The 15,655-nt window shown below is 73.9% G+C and carries 13 protein-coding genes; 4 read left to right on the forward strand and 9 right to left on the reverse strand.

Translation table 11 applies throughout. The features are described from left to right. Positions 1-28: 28 nt before the first annotated feature. Genes CGE01nite_RS06140 through CGE01nite_RS06150 form a run of 3 tightly spaced genes read right to left on the reverse strand, consistent with a single transcriptional unit; the run spans position 29 to position 3,287 of the window. Entirely contained in the window at positions 29-469 is a 441-nt protein-coding gene (locus CGE01nite_RS06140) for a response regulator (RefSeq protein ID WP_048342903.1), read from the reverse strand. Then, on the reverse strand, positions 469-2,100 hold the full coding sequence (locus tag CGE01nite_RS06145) for a sensor histidine kinase (protein WP_141369628.1): 1,632 nt from the start codon (positions 2,098-2,100) through the stop codon (positions 469-471). Before CGE01nite_RS06145 ends, CGE01nite_RS06140 begins: the two co-directional genes overlap by 1 nt. Continuing rightward, positions 2,097-3,287: a PP2C family protein-serine/threonine phosphatase gene (locus CGE01nite_RS06150; protein ID WP_141369630.1), complete on the reverse strand. Its 1,191-nt coding sequence runs from the start codon at positions 3,285-3,287 to the stop codon at positions 2,097-2,099. The genes CGE01nite_RS06145 and CGE01nite_RS06150 overlap by 4 nt, the downstream gene beginning before the upstream one ends. A gap of 141 nt (positions 3,288-3,428) precedes the next feature. Here CGE01nite_RS06150 and CGE01nite_RS06155 point away from each other — a divergent pair, with 141 nt between their 5' ends. Together CGE01nite_RS06155 and serA are read left to right on the forward strand one after the other, a co-directional pair. Beyond that, positions 3,429-5,723, forward strand: a complete 2,295-nt coding sequence (locus tag CGE01nite_RS06155; protein WP_141369632.1) for a HelD family protein — start codon at positions 3,429-3,431, stop codon at positions 5,721-5,723. Between the two features lie 118 nt (positions 5,724-5,841). Next, positions 5,842-7,041 carry a phosphoglycerate dehydrogenase gene (gene serA / locus CGE01nite_RS06160; RefSeq protein WP_141369634.1) on the forward strand — a complete coding sequence of 400 codons (1,200 nt, stop codon included), beginning with the start codon at positions 5,842-5,844 and terminating at the stop codon, positions 7,039-7,041. Between the two features lie 160 nt (positions 7,042-7,201). On the opposite strand, the gene CGE01nite_RS06165 is transcribed toward serA, so the two are convergent. From CGE01nite_RS06165 to CGE01nite_RS06180, 4 genes are all read right to left on the reverse strand, one after another. Further along, entirely contained in the window at positions 7,202-7,390 is a 189-nt protein-coding gene (locus CGE01nite_RS06165) for a DUF5302 domain-containing protein (protein WP_048342907.1), read from the reverse strand. A 78-nt stretch (positions 7,391-7,468) separates the two neighbouring features. Then, positions 7,469-9,505 (reverse strand): S9 family peptidase, encoded by a 2,037-nt coding sequence (locus CGE01nite_RS06170; protein ID WP_141369636.1) that lies wholly within the window; start codon positions 9,503-9,505, stop codon positions 7,469-7,471. A gap of 51 nt (positions 9,506-9,556) precedes the next feature. Further along, the gene (gene nrdR, locus CGE01nite_RS06175; protein ID WP_141369638.1) at positions 9,557-10,096 is read right to left on the reverse strand and encodes a transcriptional regulator NrdR; all 540 of its coding nucleotides are present in this window, start codon (positions 10,094-10,096) and stop codon (positions 9,557-9,559) included. Between the two features lie 299 nt (positions 10,097-10,395). Further along, positions 10,396-10,770: a LysM peptidoglycan-binding domain-containing protein gene (locus tag CGE01nite_RS06180; protein WP_141369640.1), complete on the reverse strand. Its 375-nt coding sequence runs from the start codon at positions 10,768-10,770 to the stop codon at positions 10,396-10,398. A 398-nt stretch (positions 10,771-11,168) separates the two neighbouring features. Between CGE01nite_RS06180 and lexA the strand changes: the two genes are divergently transcribed. Together lexA and CGE01nite_RS06190 are read left to right on the forward strand one after the other, a co-directional pair. Further along, the gene (gene lexA / locus CGE01nite_RS06185) at positions 11,169-11,930 is read left to right on the forward strand and encodes a transcriptional repressor LexA (RefSeq protein ID WP_197080798.1); all 762 of its coding nucleotides are present in this window, start codon (positions 11,169-11,171) and stop codon (positions 11,928-11,930) included. 5 nt (positions 11,931-11,935) lie between these two features. Beyond that, on the forward strand, positions 11,936-12,220 hold the full coding sequence (locus tag CGE01nite_RS06190) for a hypothetical protein (protein ID WP_141369642.1): 285 nt from the start codon (positions 11,936-11,938) through the stop codon (positions 12,218-12,220). A gap of 84 nt (positions 12,221-12,304) precedes the next feature. Here the strand turns inward: CGE01nite_RS06190 and CGE01nite_RS06195 are convergent, their stop codons facing one another. Continuing rightward, on the reverse strand, positions 12,305-13,318 hold the full coding sequence (locus CGE01nite_RS06195; protein ID WP_141369644.1) for an L-lactate dehydrogenase: 1,014 nt from the start codon (positions 13,316-13,318) through the stop codon (positions 12,305-12,307). Positions 13,319-13,445: 127 nt separating this feature from the next. Further along, entirely contained in the window at positions 13,446-15,599 is a 2,154-nt protein-coding gene (locus CGE01nite_RS06200) for an ATP-dependent DNA helicase (RefSeq protein ID WP_048342911.1), read from the reverse strand. Positions 15,600-15,655 lie beyond the last annotated feature (56 nt).

Genomic DNA, 15,655 nt, shown 5'->3' on the forward strand with positions numbered 1-15,655 from the left:
CGAGCGGCGTGGATTCCCGCCGGCCCGCTCAGTGCCGCGGGAGCCGCACGACCTCGACGAAGAACTCGTCGATCTGGCGCACGATCGTGATGAACGCGTCGAAGTCGACGGGCTTGGTGACGTAGGCGTTCGCGTGCAGCGCGTAGGAGCGCACGACGTCCTCCTCGGACTCGGACGTCGTCAGCACGACGACCGGGATCGACCGCAGCCGGTCGTCGGCCTTGAGCGCCTGCAGGACCTCACGGCCGTCCATGCGCGGCAGGTTCAGGTCGAGCAGGATCAGGTCGGGCGTGGGAGCGTCCGCGTACTCGCCCTCCTTGCGCAGGTACTCGAGCGCGCTCACCCCGTCCGAGACGACGTGCAGCGCGTTCTTGACCTTGTTGTGCTCGAACGCCTCGCGCGTCATGAGCACGTCACCGGGGTCGTCCTCGACGAGGAGGACGTCGATCGTCTGGCGCGCTGCGGGCATCACGGTGCTCCGTTCGTGGCGGTGGCCGGCGACTCGGGGACGGTCGTCGGGGGTGCGGGGTCGTTCGTGGCGACGCCCGAGGTCGGCAGGGTCCAGCACACACGGGTGCCGACCCCCGAGGCGGGCTGCTCGAGCCAGATGCGCCCGCCGTGGAACTCGACGATCTTCTTGCACAGCGCCAGGCCGATCCCGGTGCCGTCGTACACGTCCTTGGCGTGCAGCCGCTGGAAGATGACGAAGACCCGCTCGGCGTACTGCGGGTCGATCCCGATGCCGTCGTCCTCGCACGCGAGCTCGACGCCCTCGTCGGTCGTGCGCGCGGTGACACGCACGTGGGCCGGCTGGTCCGGCCGGTGGAACTTGACCGCGTTGCCGACAAGGTTCGCGAACAGCTGCACGAGCAGCGCCTCCTCGCCCTGCACGGTCGGCAGGTCGTCGTACGAGACCGACGCGCCCGACTCCTCGATCGCCTCGGACTGCTGCTCGATCGCGGTCCGCAGCGCGTCCCCGAGGTCGACGTCGACGACCTCGCGACCGACGCGCCCGACGCGGGAGAACCCGAGCAGGTCCTGGATGAGCCGCTGCATGCGCTTGGCGCCGTCGACCGCGAAGTGGATGTACTGGTCGGCGCGCTCGTCGAGCTGTCCGCCGTAGCGCTTCTGCAGGAGCTGTGTGAAGCTCGCGACCTTGCGCAGCGGCTCCTGCAGGTCGTGCGACGCGACGTACGCGAACTGCTCGAGGTCCCGGTTCGAACGCCGCAGCTCCTCGGCCTGCGCGGCGAGCTGGGCGTGCGCCTGCTCGACCTGCGCGTGCGCGGCCTCGACGTTCGCGACCTGCTGGACGAGCGTCGTGCGCATGTGCTCGACGTCGCGCGCGAGCGTCGCGACCTCCCCCGGGCCGCGCACCGTCACGGGGTGCGCCAGCTGTCCTGAGGCCACCAGGCGGACATCCGCCCCGACCGCCTCGATCGGCTCGAGCACCCACCGTCGCAGCGCGATCCACGTCGCCCCACCCAGCACGACGATCGCGGCGGCGAGCAGCAGGACGACCGTGCTCGCGCCGCGCGTCCACGCCGTGAGCTCGCCCGCGACGTCCGCGCGCACCGCCCGGAGCTGCTCGACGAAGGCCGTGACCGCCGTGCGCACGTCGGCGAACTGCGCACTGCCGTCCTCGACCTGCGCGCGGCGCACCGACTGCGGGCCTCGCGCCTCGATCTGCGCGACGAGCGGGTCGGCGTAGTCCGCGTACCAGGCCGTCGCGAGCTCGTGCGCGCGCTCGGCCGCACGCGTCGTCTCGGGGTCCGAGCGCACCCGCGTCACGGCGGCCGCGACGTCGAGGAACGGGGTCGCCGCGGCGCGCTCGCTCTCGTACAGCTGCAGCGCAGCGGGGTCACCCGTGAGGGCGTAGCCGCGCACGGCCGACTCGGCGTCGATCAGCGCGATGTAGGCGCCGTCCGTCGCGCTGATCGCGTCGAACAGGTCCTGCGTGACGATGTCCTGGCGGCGCACCTGCTGGACGTAGGCGACGGTCGCGAACGCCACGACGAGGACGAGCAGCACGCCGACCACCGCGAACCACCGCTGCAGCTGCCACCGCAGCGCACGCCCGTTCGCGCCGGGCTCCGGGCTCACGCGCGCCACCCGACCACGACCACGGCCGCGTCGTCCACGAGGTCGCCGCCGTGCAGCGTCCGGACGCCCTCGATCACGCGCTCGACGACGTCGGGACCGCCGGGGTCCAGCGCCTCGGCCGCGAGCGACTCGTCCACGACCGCGAGCAACCCCGGCTTGCCGATCCGTTCGGTCGAGTCCGCGAGGGTGGCCTCCATGAGCCCGTCGGTGTACAGCAGCAGGCGCCAGCTCGCGGGCAGGTCGAGGTGCAGCGGTGTCCACCCGCCGGGCACGGGGATGCCCAGGGCACGGCCCCGCCGTGCAGCGCTCGCGAGTGTCGTCGGGGTGCCGAGCACGAGCGGCACCGGGTGCCCGGCGAGGTAGAGGTCGGCCGACCGTCGGTCGGGCGCGACGGCGACCATCGCGACGGTCGTGAAGATCTCCGCCCGGGGGCGCTCGGCCTCCAGCACGCGTTCCAGGAGGCCGAACAGGTCGTCGGTCGGGACCCCCGCCAGCACGAGCGTGCGCCACGCGGTCCGCAGCGTCGCTCCGAGCGCAGCCTCGTCGGGCCCGTGGCCGCACACGTCACCGACGATCGCCAGCACCGTGCCGTCGAGCCGCTCGACCGCGTCGTAGAAGTCGCCCCCCAGCACGCCGTCACGCCCCGCGCGGTACCCGACGAGCAGCTCGAGCGCCCGGTCGTTCACGGCCGGACGCGGCAGCAGCGCCTGCTCGAGCCGCGTCGTCTCCTGCTCGCGCACGAGGCTGCGGTACAGCGCGCGGTCCGCGTGCTCGAGCTGGCGGCGCGCGATCGCGTACCGCACCGAGCGCGCGAGCCGCTCGCCGTCGACGTCGCTCTTGACGAGGTAGTCCTGCGCGCCGGCCGCGACGGCCGCGAGCCCCGTGGTCGAGTCCGCGAGTCCTGTGAGCACGATCACGGGTGGCGCGCCCGCCGCGAGCAGTCGGCGCAGGGCCGGCAGTCCCGACGCGTCGGGCAGCCCGAGGTCCAGCAGCACGCAGTCGACGTCGAGCATCAGCGCCGCCTCGTCGAGCGTGCGCGCCCAGGTGAGGCGTGCGTCGAGCCCGGAGTCCGCGAGATGCTCGGAGGCCAGCATCCAGTCCCCCTCGTCGTCCTCGACGACGAGGAGCCGGAGGGTCGCGGGCACGTCGGGACCCGGCGCGCGGCGCGCGTCGTCGACGTCGATCATGGTCAGCCCTCCTTCGGCACCAGGCAGCGTACGGGCGGATGCGTCCGTCGTCGCGTGATCGCGCCGTGATGCCGGTCGGATTGCGGTCGCAGGCACCTCGCGTCACACGGCGGGGCGTCGCGACGACCCGCACGAGGTGGAATGATGGACGGTCGCTCGTGTGGCCCCACGACGAGCTCTCTCCAGGAGGACACCCGCGTGACGAGCCCGGACGACGAGATCGCCCTCGAGCAGCAGCAGGTCGACGTCGTCTACGGCCGCCTCGACGAGCTGCGCGCGCAGAACCGGTCGCGGCTCGCGGCCGTGCGTCGCGAGGGCCCGTGCGGCTCGCCCCAGAACCGCAGCGAGCGCGACGCGTTCGCGACGCTCTACGAGGACCGGCTGGCCCAGCTCGAGGCGGTCGAGGAGCGGCTCGTCTTCGGTCGGCTCGACCTCGACGACGGCGCGCGGCGCTACGTGGGTCGCATCGGCCTGACCGACGTGGAGCAGACGCCGCTGCTGACCGACTGGCGGGCACCCGCGGCACGCGCGTTCTACCGGGCCACCGCAGCGCACCCCGACGGGGTCCAGCGTCGCCGCCACGTCGTCACGCGCGGGCGGACCGTGACGAGCGTCGAGGACGAGGTGCTCGACCTCGACCTGCTCGACGGCGACCCCGACGCGCTGAGCGGGCTGTCCGGCGAGGGGGCACTGCTCGCCGGGCTGCGCGCGGGCCGGACCGGCCGGATGGGCGACATCGTCGCGACCATCCAGTCCGAGCAGGACGCGATCATCCGCTCCGAGCTGAACGGCGCGCTCGTCGTGCAGGGCGGGCCCGGGACCGGCAAGACCGCGGTCGCGCTCCACCGCGCGGCCTACCTGCTGTACGCCCACCGGCGTCTGCTCGAGCGCTCGGGCGTGCTCCTGGTCGGGCCGTCCCGCACGTTCCTGCGCTACATCGACCAGGTCCTGCCGTCGCTCGGCGAGACGGGCGTCGTGACGACGACGATCGCGGACCTGGTGCCCGGCGTGGAGGCGACCGGCACCGAGCCGGAGCACGTCGCCGCGATCAAGGGCCGGGCCGTCATGGCCCGCGTGATCGCGCGCGCCGTGAGCGACCGCCAGCGGGTGCCCGCCGAGCCGACGAGCGTGCGCATCGACGGCCGCACCGTCGTCGTGCGGCCGAACGACGTCGCGCAGGCGATCGCCCGCGCGCGCCGACTGCACCGCCCGCACAACCTGGCGCGCGTCGCGTTCGTCCGCGACATGCTCTCGCGCCTCGCGTCGCAGTACGTCGACCAGCTCGCGTTCGAGGTCCCCGCCGACGAGCGTGCGGAGATCCTCGAGGAGCTCCGCTCGACCCGCGAGATCCGGGTCGCGCTCAACCTCGCCTGGATGCCGCTCACGCCCCAGAAGCTGGTGGCGGACCTGTACGCCAAGCCGTGGCGCCTGGAGTCGGCCGCGCCGCAGCTCTCCCCCGGCGACAGGGCGCTGCTCGCGCGCGACCCCGACGCGCCGTGGACCCCGGCCGACGTCCCGCTGCTCGACGAGGCCGCCGAGCTGCTCGGCGAGGACGACCAGGCCGCCAAGGCCCAAGCGCGGGCCGCGGCCGCGGCGCGGCAGCGCGAGGTCTCCTACGCGCGCCAGGTGCTCGAGCAGACCAGCGCGGGCGCGTTCGTCTCCGCCGAGCTCCTCGCGGATCGCTTCTCGGCCGGCGGGCCGGTGCTCACCACCGCGGAGCGCGCCGCGGCGGACCGGTCGTGGACGTACGGTCACGTCGTCGTCGACGAGGCGCAGGAGCTGTCGTCGATGGCGTGGCGCGCGCTGCTGCGGCGCGTGCCCACGCGTTCGCTCACGATCGTCGGGGACGTCGCGCAGACGTCGTCGGCCGCGGGTGCGCGCCAGTGGGCCACGATGCTCGACCCGGTGCTGCGCGGGACGTGGCGGCAGGCCGACCTGACGGTGAACTACCGCACCCCGGCGTCGGTCGCGGACGCGGCGGGCCGCGTGGCCGATGCCGCGGGGCTCTCGCGCTCGCCGCTGACGTCGGCGCGCGAGGTGCCCGACGCGCTCGAGCTGACCCGGGTGGACGACGAGCAGCTCGTCCGGACCGCGGCATCGACCGCGGTCGACGCGCTGCGGGCGGTGCAGGACGAGTCGGGCGCCGGGCGCGTCGCCGTGGTCGCCGTCGAGTCACGCGTGCCCGAGCTGCGCGACGCGATCGAGGCCGCGGGATGCACGCCGCCCACGACGAACGGCGTGCTCGACCTCGACGCGCCCGTCGTCGTGCTCACGGCACGGCAGTCCAAGGGCCTCGAGTTCGACCAGGTCGTGCTCGTCGAGCCGAGCGAGATCCTGGCGGGCTCGGCGGGTGACCTGTACGTCGCCATGACCCGGACGACGAGGACGCTGCACGTCCTGCACGCACGCGAGCTCCCGGCCGGGCTGGTCGACTGACCAGGCCCGGGGTGGTCACCGGCCGCCCCACGCGCCCTGGCCGGTCGGGACGTCCGCCGCGGTGTCCGCAGGTCGGACACCGCGGCGCCCAGCACCCGGACAGGCGCACGATGGCCCCGTGCCCAAGGCCCTTCTTCTCGAGAACCTGCACCCGCACGCCCGCGCCATCCTCGAGGCCGCGGGCTTCGACGTCACCACGCGGACCGGCGCGCTGGACGAGTCCGAGCTGATCGACGCCCTCGACGGCGTCGAGCTTCTCGGGATCCGCTCCAAGACGCAGGTCACGGCGGACGTGCTCGCGCACGCGCCCGACCTCGTCGCGATCGGCGCGTTCTGCATCGGGACCAACCAGATCGACCTGCGTGCCGCTGCCTCGCTCGGCGTCGCGACGTTCAACGCGCCGTTCTCCAACACCCGTTCCGTGGTGGAGATCGCGATCGCCGACATCATCTCCCTGACCCGGCGCCTCACGGTGTTCGACAAGGAGATGCACGACGGCGTCTGGAACAAGTCCGCGACCGGCGCGCACGAGGTCCGCGGCCGGACCCTCGGCATCATCGGCTACGGCAACATCGGCACCCAGCTGTCGGTGCTCGCGGAGAACCTCGGCATGTCGGTCGTCTTCTACGACGCCGCCGAGAAGCTCTCGCTCGGCAACGCGCGTCGCGCCGCGACGCTCGACGAGTTGCTCGAGACCGCCGACGTCGTCACGCTGCACGTCGACGGCCGACCCGGCAACGCGGGCTTCTTCGGCGCCCCCCAGATCGCGCGGATGAAGCCGGGCTCGATCCTGCTGAACCTGTCGCGAGGCTTCGTCGTCGACCCGGCGGCGGTGCGTGACGGGATCGTCTCGGGCCACCTGGCCGGCGCGGCGATCGACGTCTTCCCCGAGGAGCCCAAGCGCAAGGGCGACCCGTTCGAGTCCGAGCTGCGGGGTCTGCCCAACGTCATCCTCACGCCGCACACCGGCGGCTCGACCGAGGAGGCCCAGGAGGCGATCGGTCAGTTCGTCGCGAACAAGGTGCGCGACTACCTGGCCACGGGCTCCACGACGCTGTCGGTCAATCTGCCGAACGTCGCGCTGGACCAGCCCCCGGGCGTGCACCGCCTCGCCTACCTGCACCGCAACGTCCCCGGCGTGCTGGCCACCGTCAACGCGACGCTGGCCGAGCACGGCGTGAACATCGAGGGCCAGCTCCTCGCGACGCGCGGCGAGCTCGGTTACGTGGTGACCGACGCGGGTTCGCCCGTCGAGGACGCGCTCGTCGACGCGCTCGCCGCCCAGCCCGAGGCGATCCGGGTCCGCCTGCTCTCCTGAGCGCCGCGGCCGGGCCCGCGCACGTCGAAGGCACTGCACGTCGAAGGCACTGCTCGTCGAAGGCACTGCACATCGAAGACCATCCACGTCGAAGGCCCCGACCGTCTCCGGTCGGGGCCTTCGTCCGTCCGCGCCTCGGGGCGCAGCAGTCAGCGGTCCGTCAGGACGAACCGGACTTGCGCTGGAAGCGCCGCTGCCCAGGGCCGTTCGTCTCCGAGCCGTGCACCGTCCCGGTGTTCGCCTGCGCGTCGGCCGTGCGGTGCTGCGAGCTCTTCTTGCGCTCGAGCGCCTCGCGGAACTTCGCCTTCGCGTCCTCGCTCACCGCAGGCTTCGTGTCGTCGTGCGCCATCGGCTCCTCCTGTACTTCGTCGAGACCCCAGCGTGGCCGACGCGCGGCGCGCGTGCCACCTCAATCCACCCCTTGGCGTCAGCGCATGGCGACCGCCTGCTCCACCGGGAGCCAGCGGCGCCACCAGCGCAGCACGTGGTCGAACCGCTCGACGCGGTGCTGCGGTCGGCCCGACCGGGTCAGCTCGTGCCCTTCGCCCGGGAACAGCAGGAGCTCGGTGGCCACGCCACGGCGCTTGAGCTCGACGAACCACCGCTGACCCTGCTCGACCGGGCACCGCCAGTCCTGCTCCGAGTGGATGACGAACGTCGGGGTGCGCACCGCGTCCACACGGGCCATGGGCGACTGCGCGGCGACCTGCGCGTGCTCGGTCTGCGGCTCACCGAGGTACTCGAGCCCGAAGAACCAGCCGATGTCGCTCGACCCGACGAAGCTGATCGGGTCGAGGAAGCCGCGCTCGACGATCGCCGCGGCGAACCGCTCCGTGCGCGTCGTCAGCCACGCCGTCAGGTAGCCGCCGTACGACCCACCCATGACACCCGTGCGCGTCGCGTCGAGGCGCGGGTCGGTGAGCGCCTCGTCCAGCAGCGCGAGCACGTCGTCGGTGTCGACCGTGCCGAACCCGCGCCGGATGGCGCGGCCGTGCGCACGACCGCGGCCCGACGAGCCGCGCGGGTTGCCGTGCACCACCGCGTAGCCCGCCTCGGCGAGCACCTGCACCTCGTCGAACAGCGCGTGCGTGTACTGCGCGAACGGCCCGCCGTGGATCATGAGGATCGTCGGGTACGGGCCCGGGCCGTGACGGTCGGGGTCAGGCGTGGTCACCCAGCCCTCGACGCGGTAGCCGTCGGGCGCGTGCGCCACCAGGGCCCGCGGCTCGCGGACACGGCCGGTCGCGCGCAGCTCCGCGGACAGGTCGGTGAGCACGCGCTCGCCGCCACCCGTGACGACGACGACGTCGCCCGCGCTCAGCGGCGTCGCACGGACGGCCACGAGCACGCCGCTCGCGGCCGCGGCGCCGGTCACGACGACCGGACCGGTCAGCAGGTCGTGCAGCGCGCCGTCCTGGTCGACGCGGCTCAGGTGGACTGCGCCCGAGCGCGCCGGAGCGACGACGACTGCCCCACCGTCCGCTCCGCCGTCCGCCGTGCCGACCTCGAGCAGCACCGCCGGGTCGAGCTCGACCTCGTCGGCGTCCGTCAACCGCCGCGCCGGCCCCGCCGCGCGACCCGTCGCGTCGAGCCGGACCTCGAACAGCCCCGTCAGCGCAGCCACGAAGTCGCGCCCCGACTCCCCCTGGTCGTCAGCCAGGAGCCACGCGCGGCGCCCATGCGACGACACCAGCACGCGGGACACCGCGAGCGTCGAACCGGCGTCGGCGTCCGTGATCGGCACGATCGGCGCCGCGCCCTCGTCGCCCGAGAGCTCGGACGGCACAGCGATCGCGACGGCGTCGCGCCGCAGATCCTGCTCGCGCTGCGCGTGGCGCGCCAGGACGGCCGCGATCGCGGTGCCGTCGGGGAACCAGCGCGGGGCGTCGACGTCGTTGTCGGCATCCGTGAGGCGGAACGAAGGCGGCACCGCGACGGCGTCCGCCGCAGCCTGCGGCACCTCGACGACGAACAGCTGGCGGGTGCGGTCACGCGTGTACCCGAGCCCGTCGGAGCGGTGCCGCAGCTCGGTGACGAGGCGAGGGCGCTCGGCGGCCGGGTCGCCGTCCGGCAGGTAGCGCCCCTCCTGCGGGACGCGTGAGACGTACGCGACCCGTCGGCCGTCGGGCGAGAACCGCGGCTGCGCGGCCCCCAGCGGCGCCGACGTCAGCGCGAAGGGCTCGCCGCCGGCGGTCTCCACGAGGTGCAGCTGCGGCCTGGCCGTGCCGCCGCCCCGGACGAACACGACCCAGCGGCCGTCGGGCGAGACGTCGGGGTCGCTGTCCGCGTGGCCGCGCGTGAGCTGCCGGGCCGCTGAGCCGTCGGTCGGGACGAGCCACAAGCCGCCGCGGTACTGGTCCGACTCAGCGTCGGGCCGGGTCACGGCGACGATCGCGGCGGAGCCGTCGGGCAGCAGGGCGGGTGCGCCGGGGGCGCGCAGCAGGAAGACGTCAGCGGGGAGCATGACTCGACGTTAACCCGCCGACGGGCTACATCCCGTGACCGGCAGGGCCGCTCAGAGGACCGGGCCGGAACCCGCGACGGGCTGGCGTTCGGAGTCCTGATCGGGACCGGGGTCGTCCTCGGCGACGTCGTCACCGTCGCGTTCCGCGCGCTCCGCTCGCAGGACCGTGATCGCCGCCTCGAAGTCCTCGAGCGAGTCGAAGGCCTGGTAGACGCTCGCGAACCGCAGGTACGCGACCTCGTCGAGCTCGCGCAGCGGGCCCAGGATCGCCAGCCCGATCTCGTAGGCGTCGATCTCCGCCGAGCCCGACGAGCGCAGCGTCTCCTCGACCTTCTGTGCGAGCAGGGCGAGGTCGTCCTCGCTCACCGGGCGACCCTGGCACGCCTTGCGCACGCCGCCCGCGATCTTGTCGCGGCTGAACGGCTCGGTCGCGCCCGACCGCTTGACGACGGACAGGCTCGTGGTCTCGACGGTCGTGAACCGGCGGTTGCACGAGGGGCACTGGCGACGGCGCCGGATCGACGACCCGTCGTCCGACGTGCGCGAGTCGACCACCCGGGAGTCCGGGTGACGACAGAACGGGCAGTGCACCCTGAGCCTCCCTGCTCCACCTCGGCGGGTCGACGAGCGACGACCCGACAGCGATCGTACCGACCCGGGCCCGGCCGACGAGTCGAGCCCGCCACCGGACTCCCTGACCGGCCGACGCCACCATCCCGGACGATGTTCCGCTCCCGGGCCCGGCGCGCTCCGATCGACGCGCGTCCGCACCCGCGTCGGCGTCCGCACGAGCGCATCTGCACCCGCGCTGTCGTCAGACAGGACCTGCGGGTGGACACCGACGGGCGGTCGCCTCGATCGGCGACCGCCCGTCGGAGAGTCCGCTCGCGTCAGCCCCGCGGGACGACGAGCTCCTCGCCGGCCACCACCTGGTCGCCGGACAGTCCGTTCACGCGCACGAGCTCGCGCACCTGTGCGCCCACCGACTCGTGCGCTCCGCGGGAGTCGGCGGCGATGTCCCACAGCGTGTCGCCAGGCTGCACGACGTACCGGTCGAACGTCACGTCCGACGGAGCGCCGGCAGCCGCACGGGCCCCGAGACCGAAGACGGCGGCCGCCAGCACGAGGGCGAACGCGACCACGACTGCACGCCCACGGCGCGTCAGGTGCAGCGCGGGTGCGGACTCGGCGCGACGCCGCTGAGCCGTCGCAGGGCGCTCGTCCCGACCCGCCAGGACCGAGGGACCGATCACCATCGTGCTCATCGCGCTTCCTCTCCTCGTGACGCTCGCGGGGCGACTGCGGCCGCTCCACGCGCCCCGCCCGTACACACGTTCGTCATACACCTGTTCGTCGTACGTCTGTACGAGTTCTACCAGAGGCCTGCGACACGCGTCCAGAGATGTCGAACAGATGTTTGAAATCACCGTCCGGCCTGCGTAGGCTTCCTGCCGAGGAACAGCGCACCACCGACCACTGACACGACCACTCGTCACGCCGCCGGCCCGGCCGGCGGCACGGCCACGATCAGCACCGCGACCGCCTGGCACCACAGGCGTTCGGGCGGTGCAGGTGGGGTCGGCACCGGCGTCGTGGCGGAGGCGCGCACCGGGCGACCGGGCCGACCACGGCCGGGCGACGGAGGTGGACTGGAGGGGTGGACGTGACGGACGAGCGGACCGACGACCAGACCGAGAGCGGTGCGCTGGGCAGGCTCGGCACGGTGCACGAGCTGCCCGAGACGCCGCCGGGCCCGGACGGCCTCACAGCCCGTCAGCGGCTCGTGCTCCAGACCATCCGCGTCTCCGTCGAGACCCGCGGCTACCCGCCGAGCATGCGTGAGATCGGCGACGCGGTCGGTCTCACCAGCCCGTCGAGCGTCAAGCACCAGCTGACCGCGCTCGAGCGCAAGGGCTATCTGCGCCGCGACCCCAAGCGCCCCCGCGCGATCGAGGTCGTCCACGCCGACGACTCGCGTGGCGTGCCGCAGTGGAGCGGCGACGGGGCCGCCGAGGTCGAGCTCGGCGACACGGGCTCCGAGCGCCTGTCGGCGCCGGCCTACGTGCCGGTGGTCGGCCGGATCGCGGCCGGCGGCCCGATCCTGGCCGAGCAGGTCGTCGAGGACGTCTTCCCGCTCCCCCGCCAGCTCGTGGGAGACGGCGAGCTGTTCCTCCTCAAGGTGTCCGGCGACTCGATGGTCGACGCGGCGATCTGCGACGGCGACTGGGTGGTCGTGCGCCGGCAGCCCGTCGCGGAGAACGGCGAGATCGTCGCCGCCATGATCGACGGCGAGGCGACGGTCAAGACGCTGCGGCGTGCGGACGGGCACGTGTGGCTCATGCCGCACAACGCCGCCTACGCGCCGATCGCCGGTGACGACGCGACGATCCTCGGCCGCGTCGTCAGCGTGCTGCGCAGCCTCTGACGCCCATGCCTGGACGACTCCCGGACCCGGGCCGCGACCTCGACCGCCGCCTGCGCGACGCGTTCTCCGGCACGCATGACGCCCACGAGACGAACCTCGCCGAGACGAACCTCGCCGACGAGACGAGCCTCGCCGAGACGGACCCGGGCGACGGCGCGGATCACGCGGAGCACGGCCCCGCCCCGCACCACGTCGACCCGAGTGCGGAGCACCCGTCCCCCGACCGTTCCGCGCAGGACGGGCCGGTTCCGGACGGGGACCGGTGGGAGGACGACTCCTGGGCCGACTGACGGGCGTGAGCGTGTCAGTCGGCCCAGGGTCCGATCAGGATCGGTGCCGGATCACGATCGGACCTCGACCGGCAGCGGGTCCGGTCAGAAGCCGAAGCGCCGGGCGACGTCCCGGACCGCCTGGGCGGACGCCCGCAGGCCCGAGAGCTCGTCGACCGACATCGGGACCGGCAGACGGTCGAGGACGCCGCTCGACCCCACGATCGTCGGCACCGACAGGCACACGTCGCTGATCCCGTAGAAGTCCGTCAGCAGCGACGAGACCGGCAGCACCCGTCGCTCGTCCTTGATGATCGCCTCGATGATCCGCGAGCCGGCGAGCGCGACCGCGTAGTTGGTCGCACCCTTGCCCTCGATGATCCGGTAGGCGGACTCGACGACCTCGCGGGCGATCTCGTCGCGCACCGAGTGCGTGAGCGGGCCCTCGCCCTCGATCCCCTGCCACTCGAGCAGCGGGATGGCACCGATGGACGCCGAGCTCCACAGCGGCAGCCCCGAGTCACCGTGCTCGCCCGCGATGTACGCGTGCACGTTCTGCACCGCGACGCCGGTGTGCTTGGCGATCAGGTAGCGCAGGCGGGAGGAGTCGAGCACGGTGCCCGAGCCGAACATCTGCGACGGCGGGAGGCCGGAGATCTTGAGCGAGGCGTAGGTCACGACGTCGACGGGGTTGGTGACCATCACGTAGACGGCGTTCGGCGCGACCTCGACGAGCGAGGGCAGGACCTTCTTCACCAGGCCGATGGTCGCCTCGGCGAGGTCGACGCGCGTCTGGCCCGGCTTCTGCTTGGCTCCCGCGGTGAAGACGACGACGTCGGCGTCGGCGCACACCGCGATGTCGTCGGACCCGACGACCTCCGCCATGGACATGAACTGGATGCCGTGCCCGAGGTCGAGCGCCTCGGCCTCGACCTTGGCCTTGTTGATGTCGAACAGCGCGACGTTGCGTGCCGCGCCGCGCATGAGCGCGGCGTACGCCATGGTCGAGCCGACCGCTCCGGCCCCGACGATCGCGAGCTTCGACGTCCGGCGGTGGGTCGCACCCACGGATGCGGACGGGTCGTCGCTGTCCCGGCTCTCGAGGATCTGCTCGGACATCGGTGCGCCTCCAGAGGGTGCGGGGATCGGGCGTGCGTCGTGCGGGCGTGCGAGGGTGCGCCGGCGCGGAACACGCCGTCGACCTGCGTGTCCACTGTCTGCTGACCCTCGTCCGCAGGCTACCGGCTCAGCCGTCACGCAGGCGCGTGAGTGCCGCCACGGCCACGTCGCGCTCGGTGGTCCGCCAGAAGGGCGGCATGGACCGCGCGAGGAACTCGCCGTACCGCGCCGTGGCGAGCCGGGGGTCGAGGACCGCGACCACGCCCTTGTCCTGCGGCCCGCGGATGAGCCGTCCGGCGCCCTGCGCGAGCAGGAGCGCGGCGTGTGTCGCCGACACGGCCATGAAGCCGTTGCCGCCCGCCGCGGCCACGACGTCGGCGCGGGCCGAGCGGACCGGGTCGTCGGGGCGCGGGAACGGGATGCGGTCGATGAGCACGAGGCGGCACGCGCGTCCCGGCACGTCGACGCCCTGCCACAGCGCGAGCGACCCGAACAGGCAGCTCGGCTCGTCGGCCGCGAACTGCGCGACGAGCGTGGGGAGCTGGTCGTCGCCCTGCAGCAGCACGGGGACGTCGAGCCGTTCCCGCATCGCCTCGGCGGCCGCGTTGGCCGCTCGACGGGACGAGAACAGCCCGAGCGTCGCGCCGCCCGAGGCGCGCACGAGCGCCTCGATCTCGTCGAGCTGCGCGTCGGTGGCGGGCTCGCGGCCGGGCGGCGGGAGGCGGCGAGCGACGTAGCAGATGCCCTGCCGGGGGTAGTCGAACGGGCTGCCGACGTCGAGGCCCGTCCAGCGCATCTCGCCCGCTGCCACGGCGGCCGGGACGGGATCGGCGCCGGGGACGCTGGTGGGGCCCTCGGGCTCCAGGTCCGGCCGGCGCTCGAGACCCACCGAGCGCGCCATCGGGTCGAACGTGCCGCCGAGCGCGAGCGTCGCGGAGGTCAGTACAGCGGTCCGCCCCGCGAAGAGCTGGGTGCGGATCAGCCCGTTGACGGCGAGCGGCGCGGCGTGCAGCCTCGTCGTCACGGCGCCTGAGCGGTCCTCACCGCGCGCGCACCACATCACGGTGCGCGCGGCGTCCTCGGCCTCGGCGGTCATGCGCTCCGCCGTCTCGAACAACGTCAGGACGGCCGACTGCGCGACCTTGCGGCCGCCGTCCGCGGGACCCGATCCACCCGATCCGCCCGGCTCGGGCCGCAGGAGCGACAGCAGCGTGCGCGCCGCGTCCCGGACCACCGCCACGGCGTCGTGCACCTCGGCCGGCAGCCCGGCGGGGAAGCGACCTTCGCGCAGCGGCACGATGACCCCGGCGAGCGCCTCTCCCGCGGCCTCGAGGTCGGACGCGGGGACTCCGCCGTGTCGCCGGGCGACGCGCGCGGCGTGCTGCACGACGGGCAGCGACAGCTCGGCCGTGGCCTGCGTGGTGACCCGGTCCGCGAGCTCGTGCGCCTCGTCGACGACGAGGACCTGGTGCTCGGGCAGGACGCCCGGCGAGCCGGACGCGGCGATCCCGAGCATCGCGTGGTTCGTCACGACGACGTCGGCCTCGCGTGCACGGCCACGCGCACGCTCCGGGAAGCACTCGTCGAGCTTCGGGCACGCCGAGCCGATGCACTCGAGCGACGTCACAGACACCTGGCGCCACGCACGGTCGCTCACGCCGGGGACGAGGTCGTCCCGGTCGCCCGTGTCGGTCTCCTGCGACCACTCGCGCAGGCGCACGACCTGCTGGCCGAGCGCGCCGGGACCGGTCGCCCCGGCCGAGGGGTGCTCGGCGGCGCCCGCCTTCTCCGGCAGGTCGAACAGCGAGCCCTGGTCGTCGGCCGGGTACCCGCCCTCGACCTTGTGCAGGCACAGGTAGTTGTGCCAGCCCTTGAGCAGCGCGATGTCGGGGCGGCGCGGCAGGTGAGGGGCGAGCGCGTCGGCGACGAGCGGGAGGTCGCGCGTGAGGACCTGGCGCTGCAGCGCGAGCGTGGCGGTGGAGACGACGACGCGCTCGTCCGCGTGCACCGCGTGCTGGACGGCGGGCACGAGGTACCCGAGCGACTTTCCGGTGCCGGTGCCCGCCTGGACCAGCAGGTGCTCGCCGGTCCGCAGCGACGACGCGACCGCGCGGGCCATCGCGTGCTGGCCCTCTCGGCGAGCTCCGCCGAGCACGCCGACGGCGACGTCGAGCAGCTCGTCGACGGCGCCGTCGCGGTCACCGGGCTCGCGGCCGTCGGGCTCGCGAGCACCGGGCTCTGTCGCCGCCGGGTCGTCGGGCACGGACGGGGACGCGGGCATCGGGCCAGCCTAGTGCGGGTCGAGGGCCTGCCGGACTGCCGGGCGCCGCGTGCGAC

Source organism: Cellulomonas gelida (genome assembly GCF_006538725.1).
GTDB classification, from domain to species: Bacteria; Actinomycetota; Actinomycetes; order Actinomycetales; family Cellulomonadaceae; genus Cellulomonas; species Cellulomonas gelida.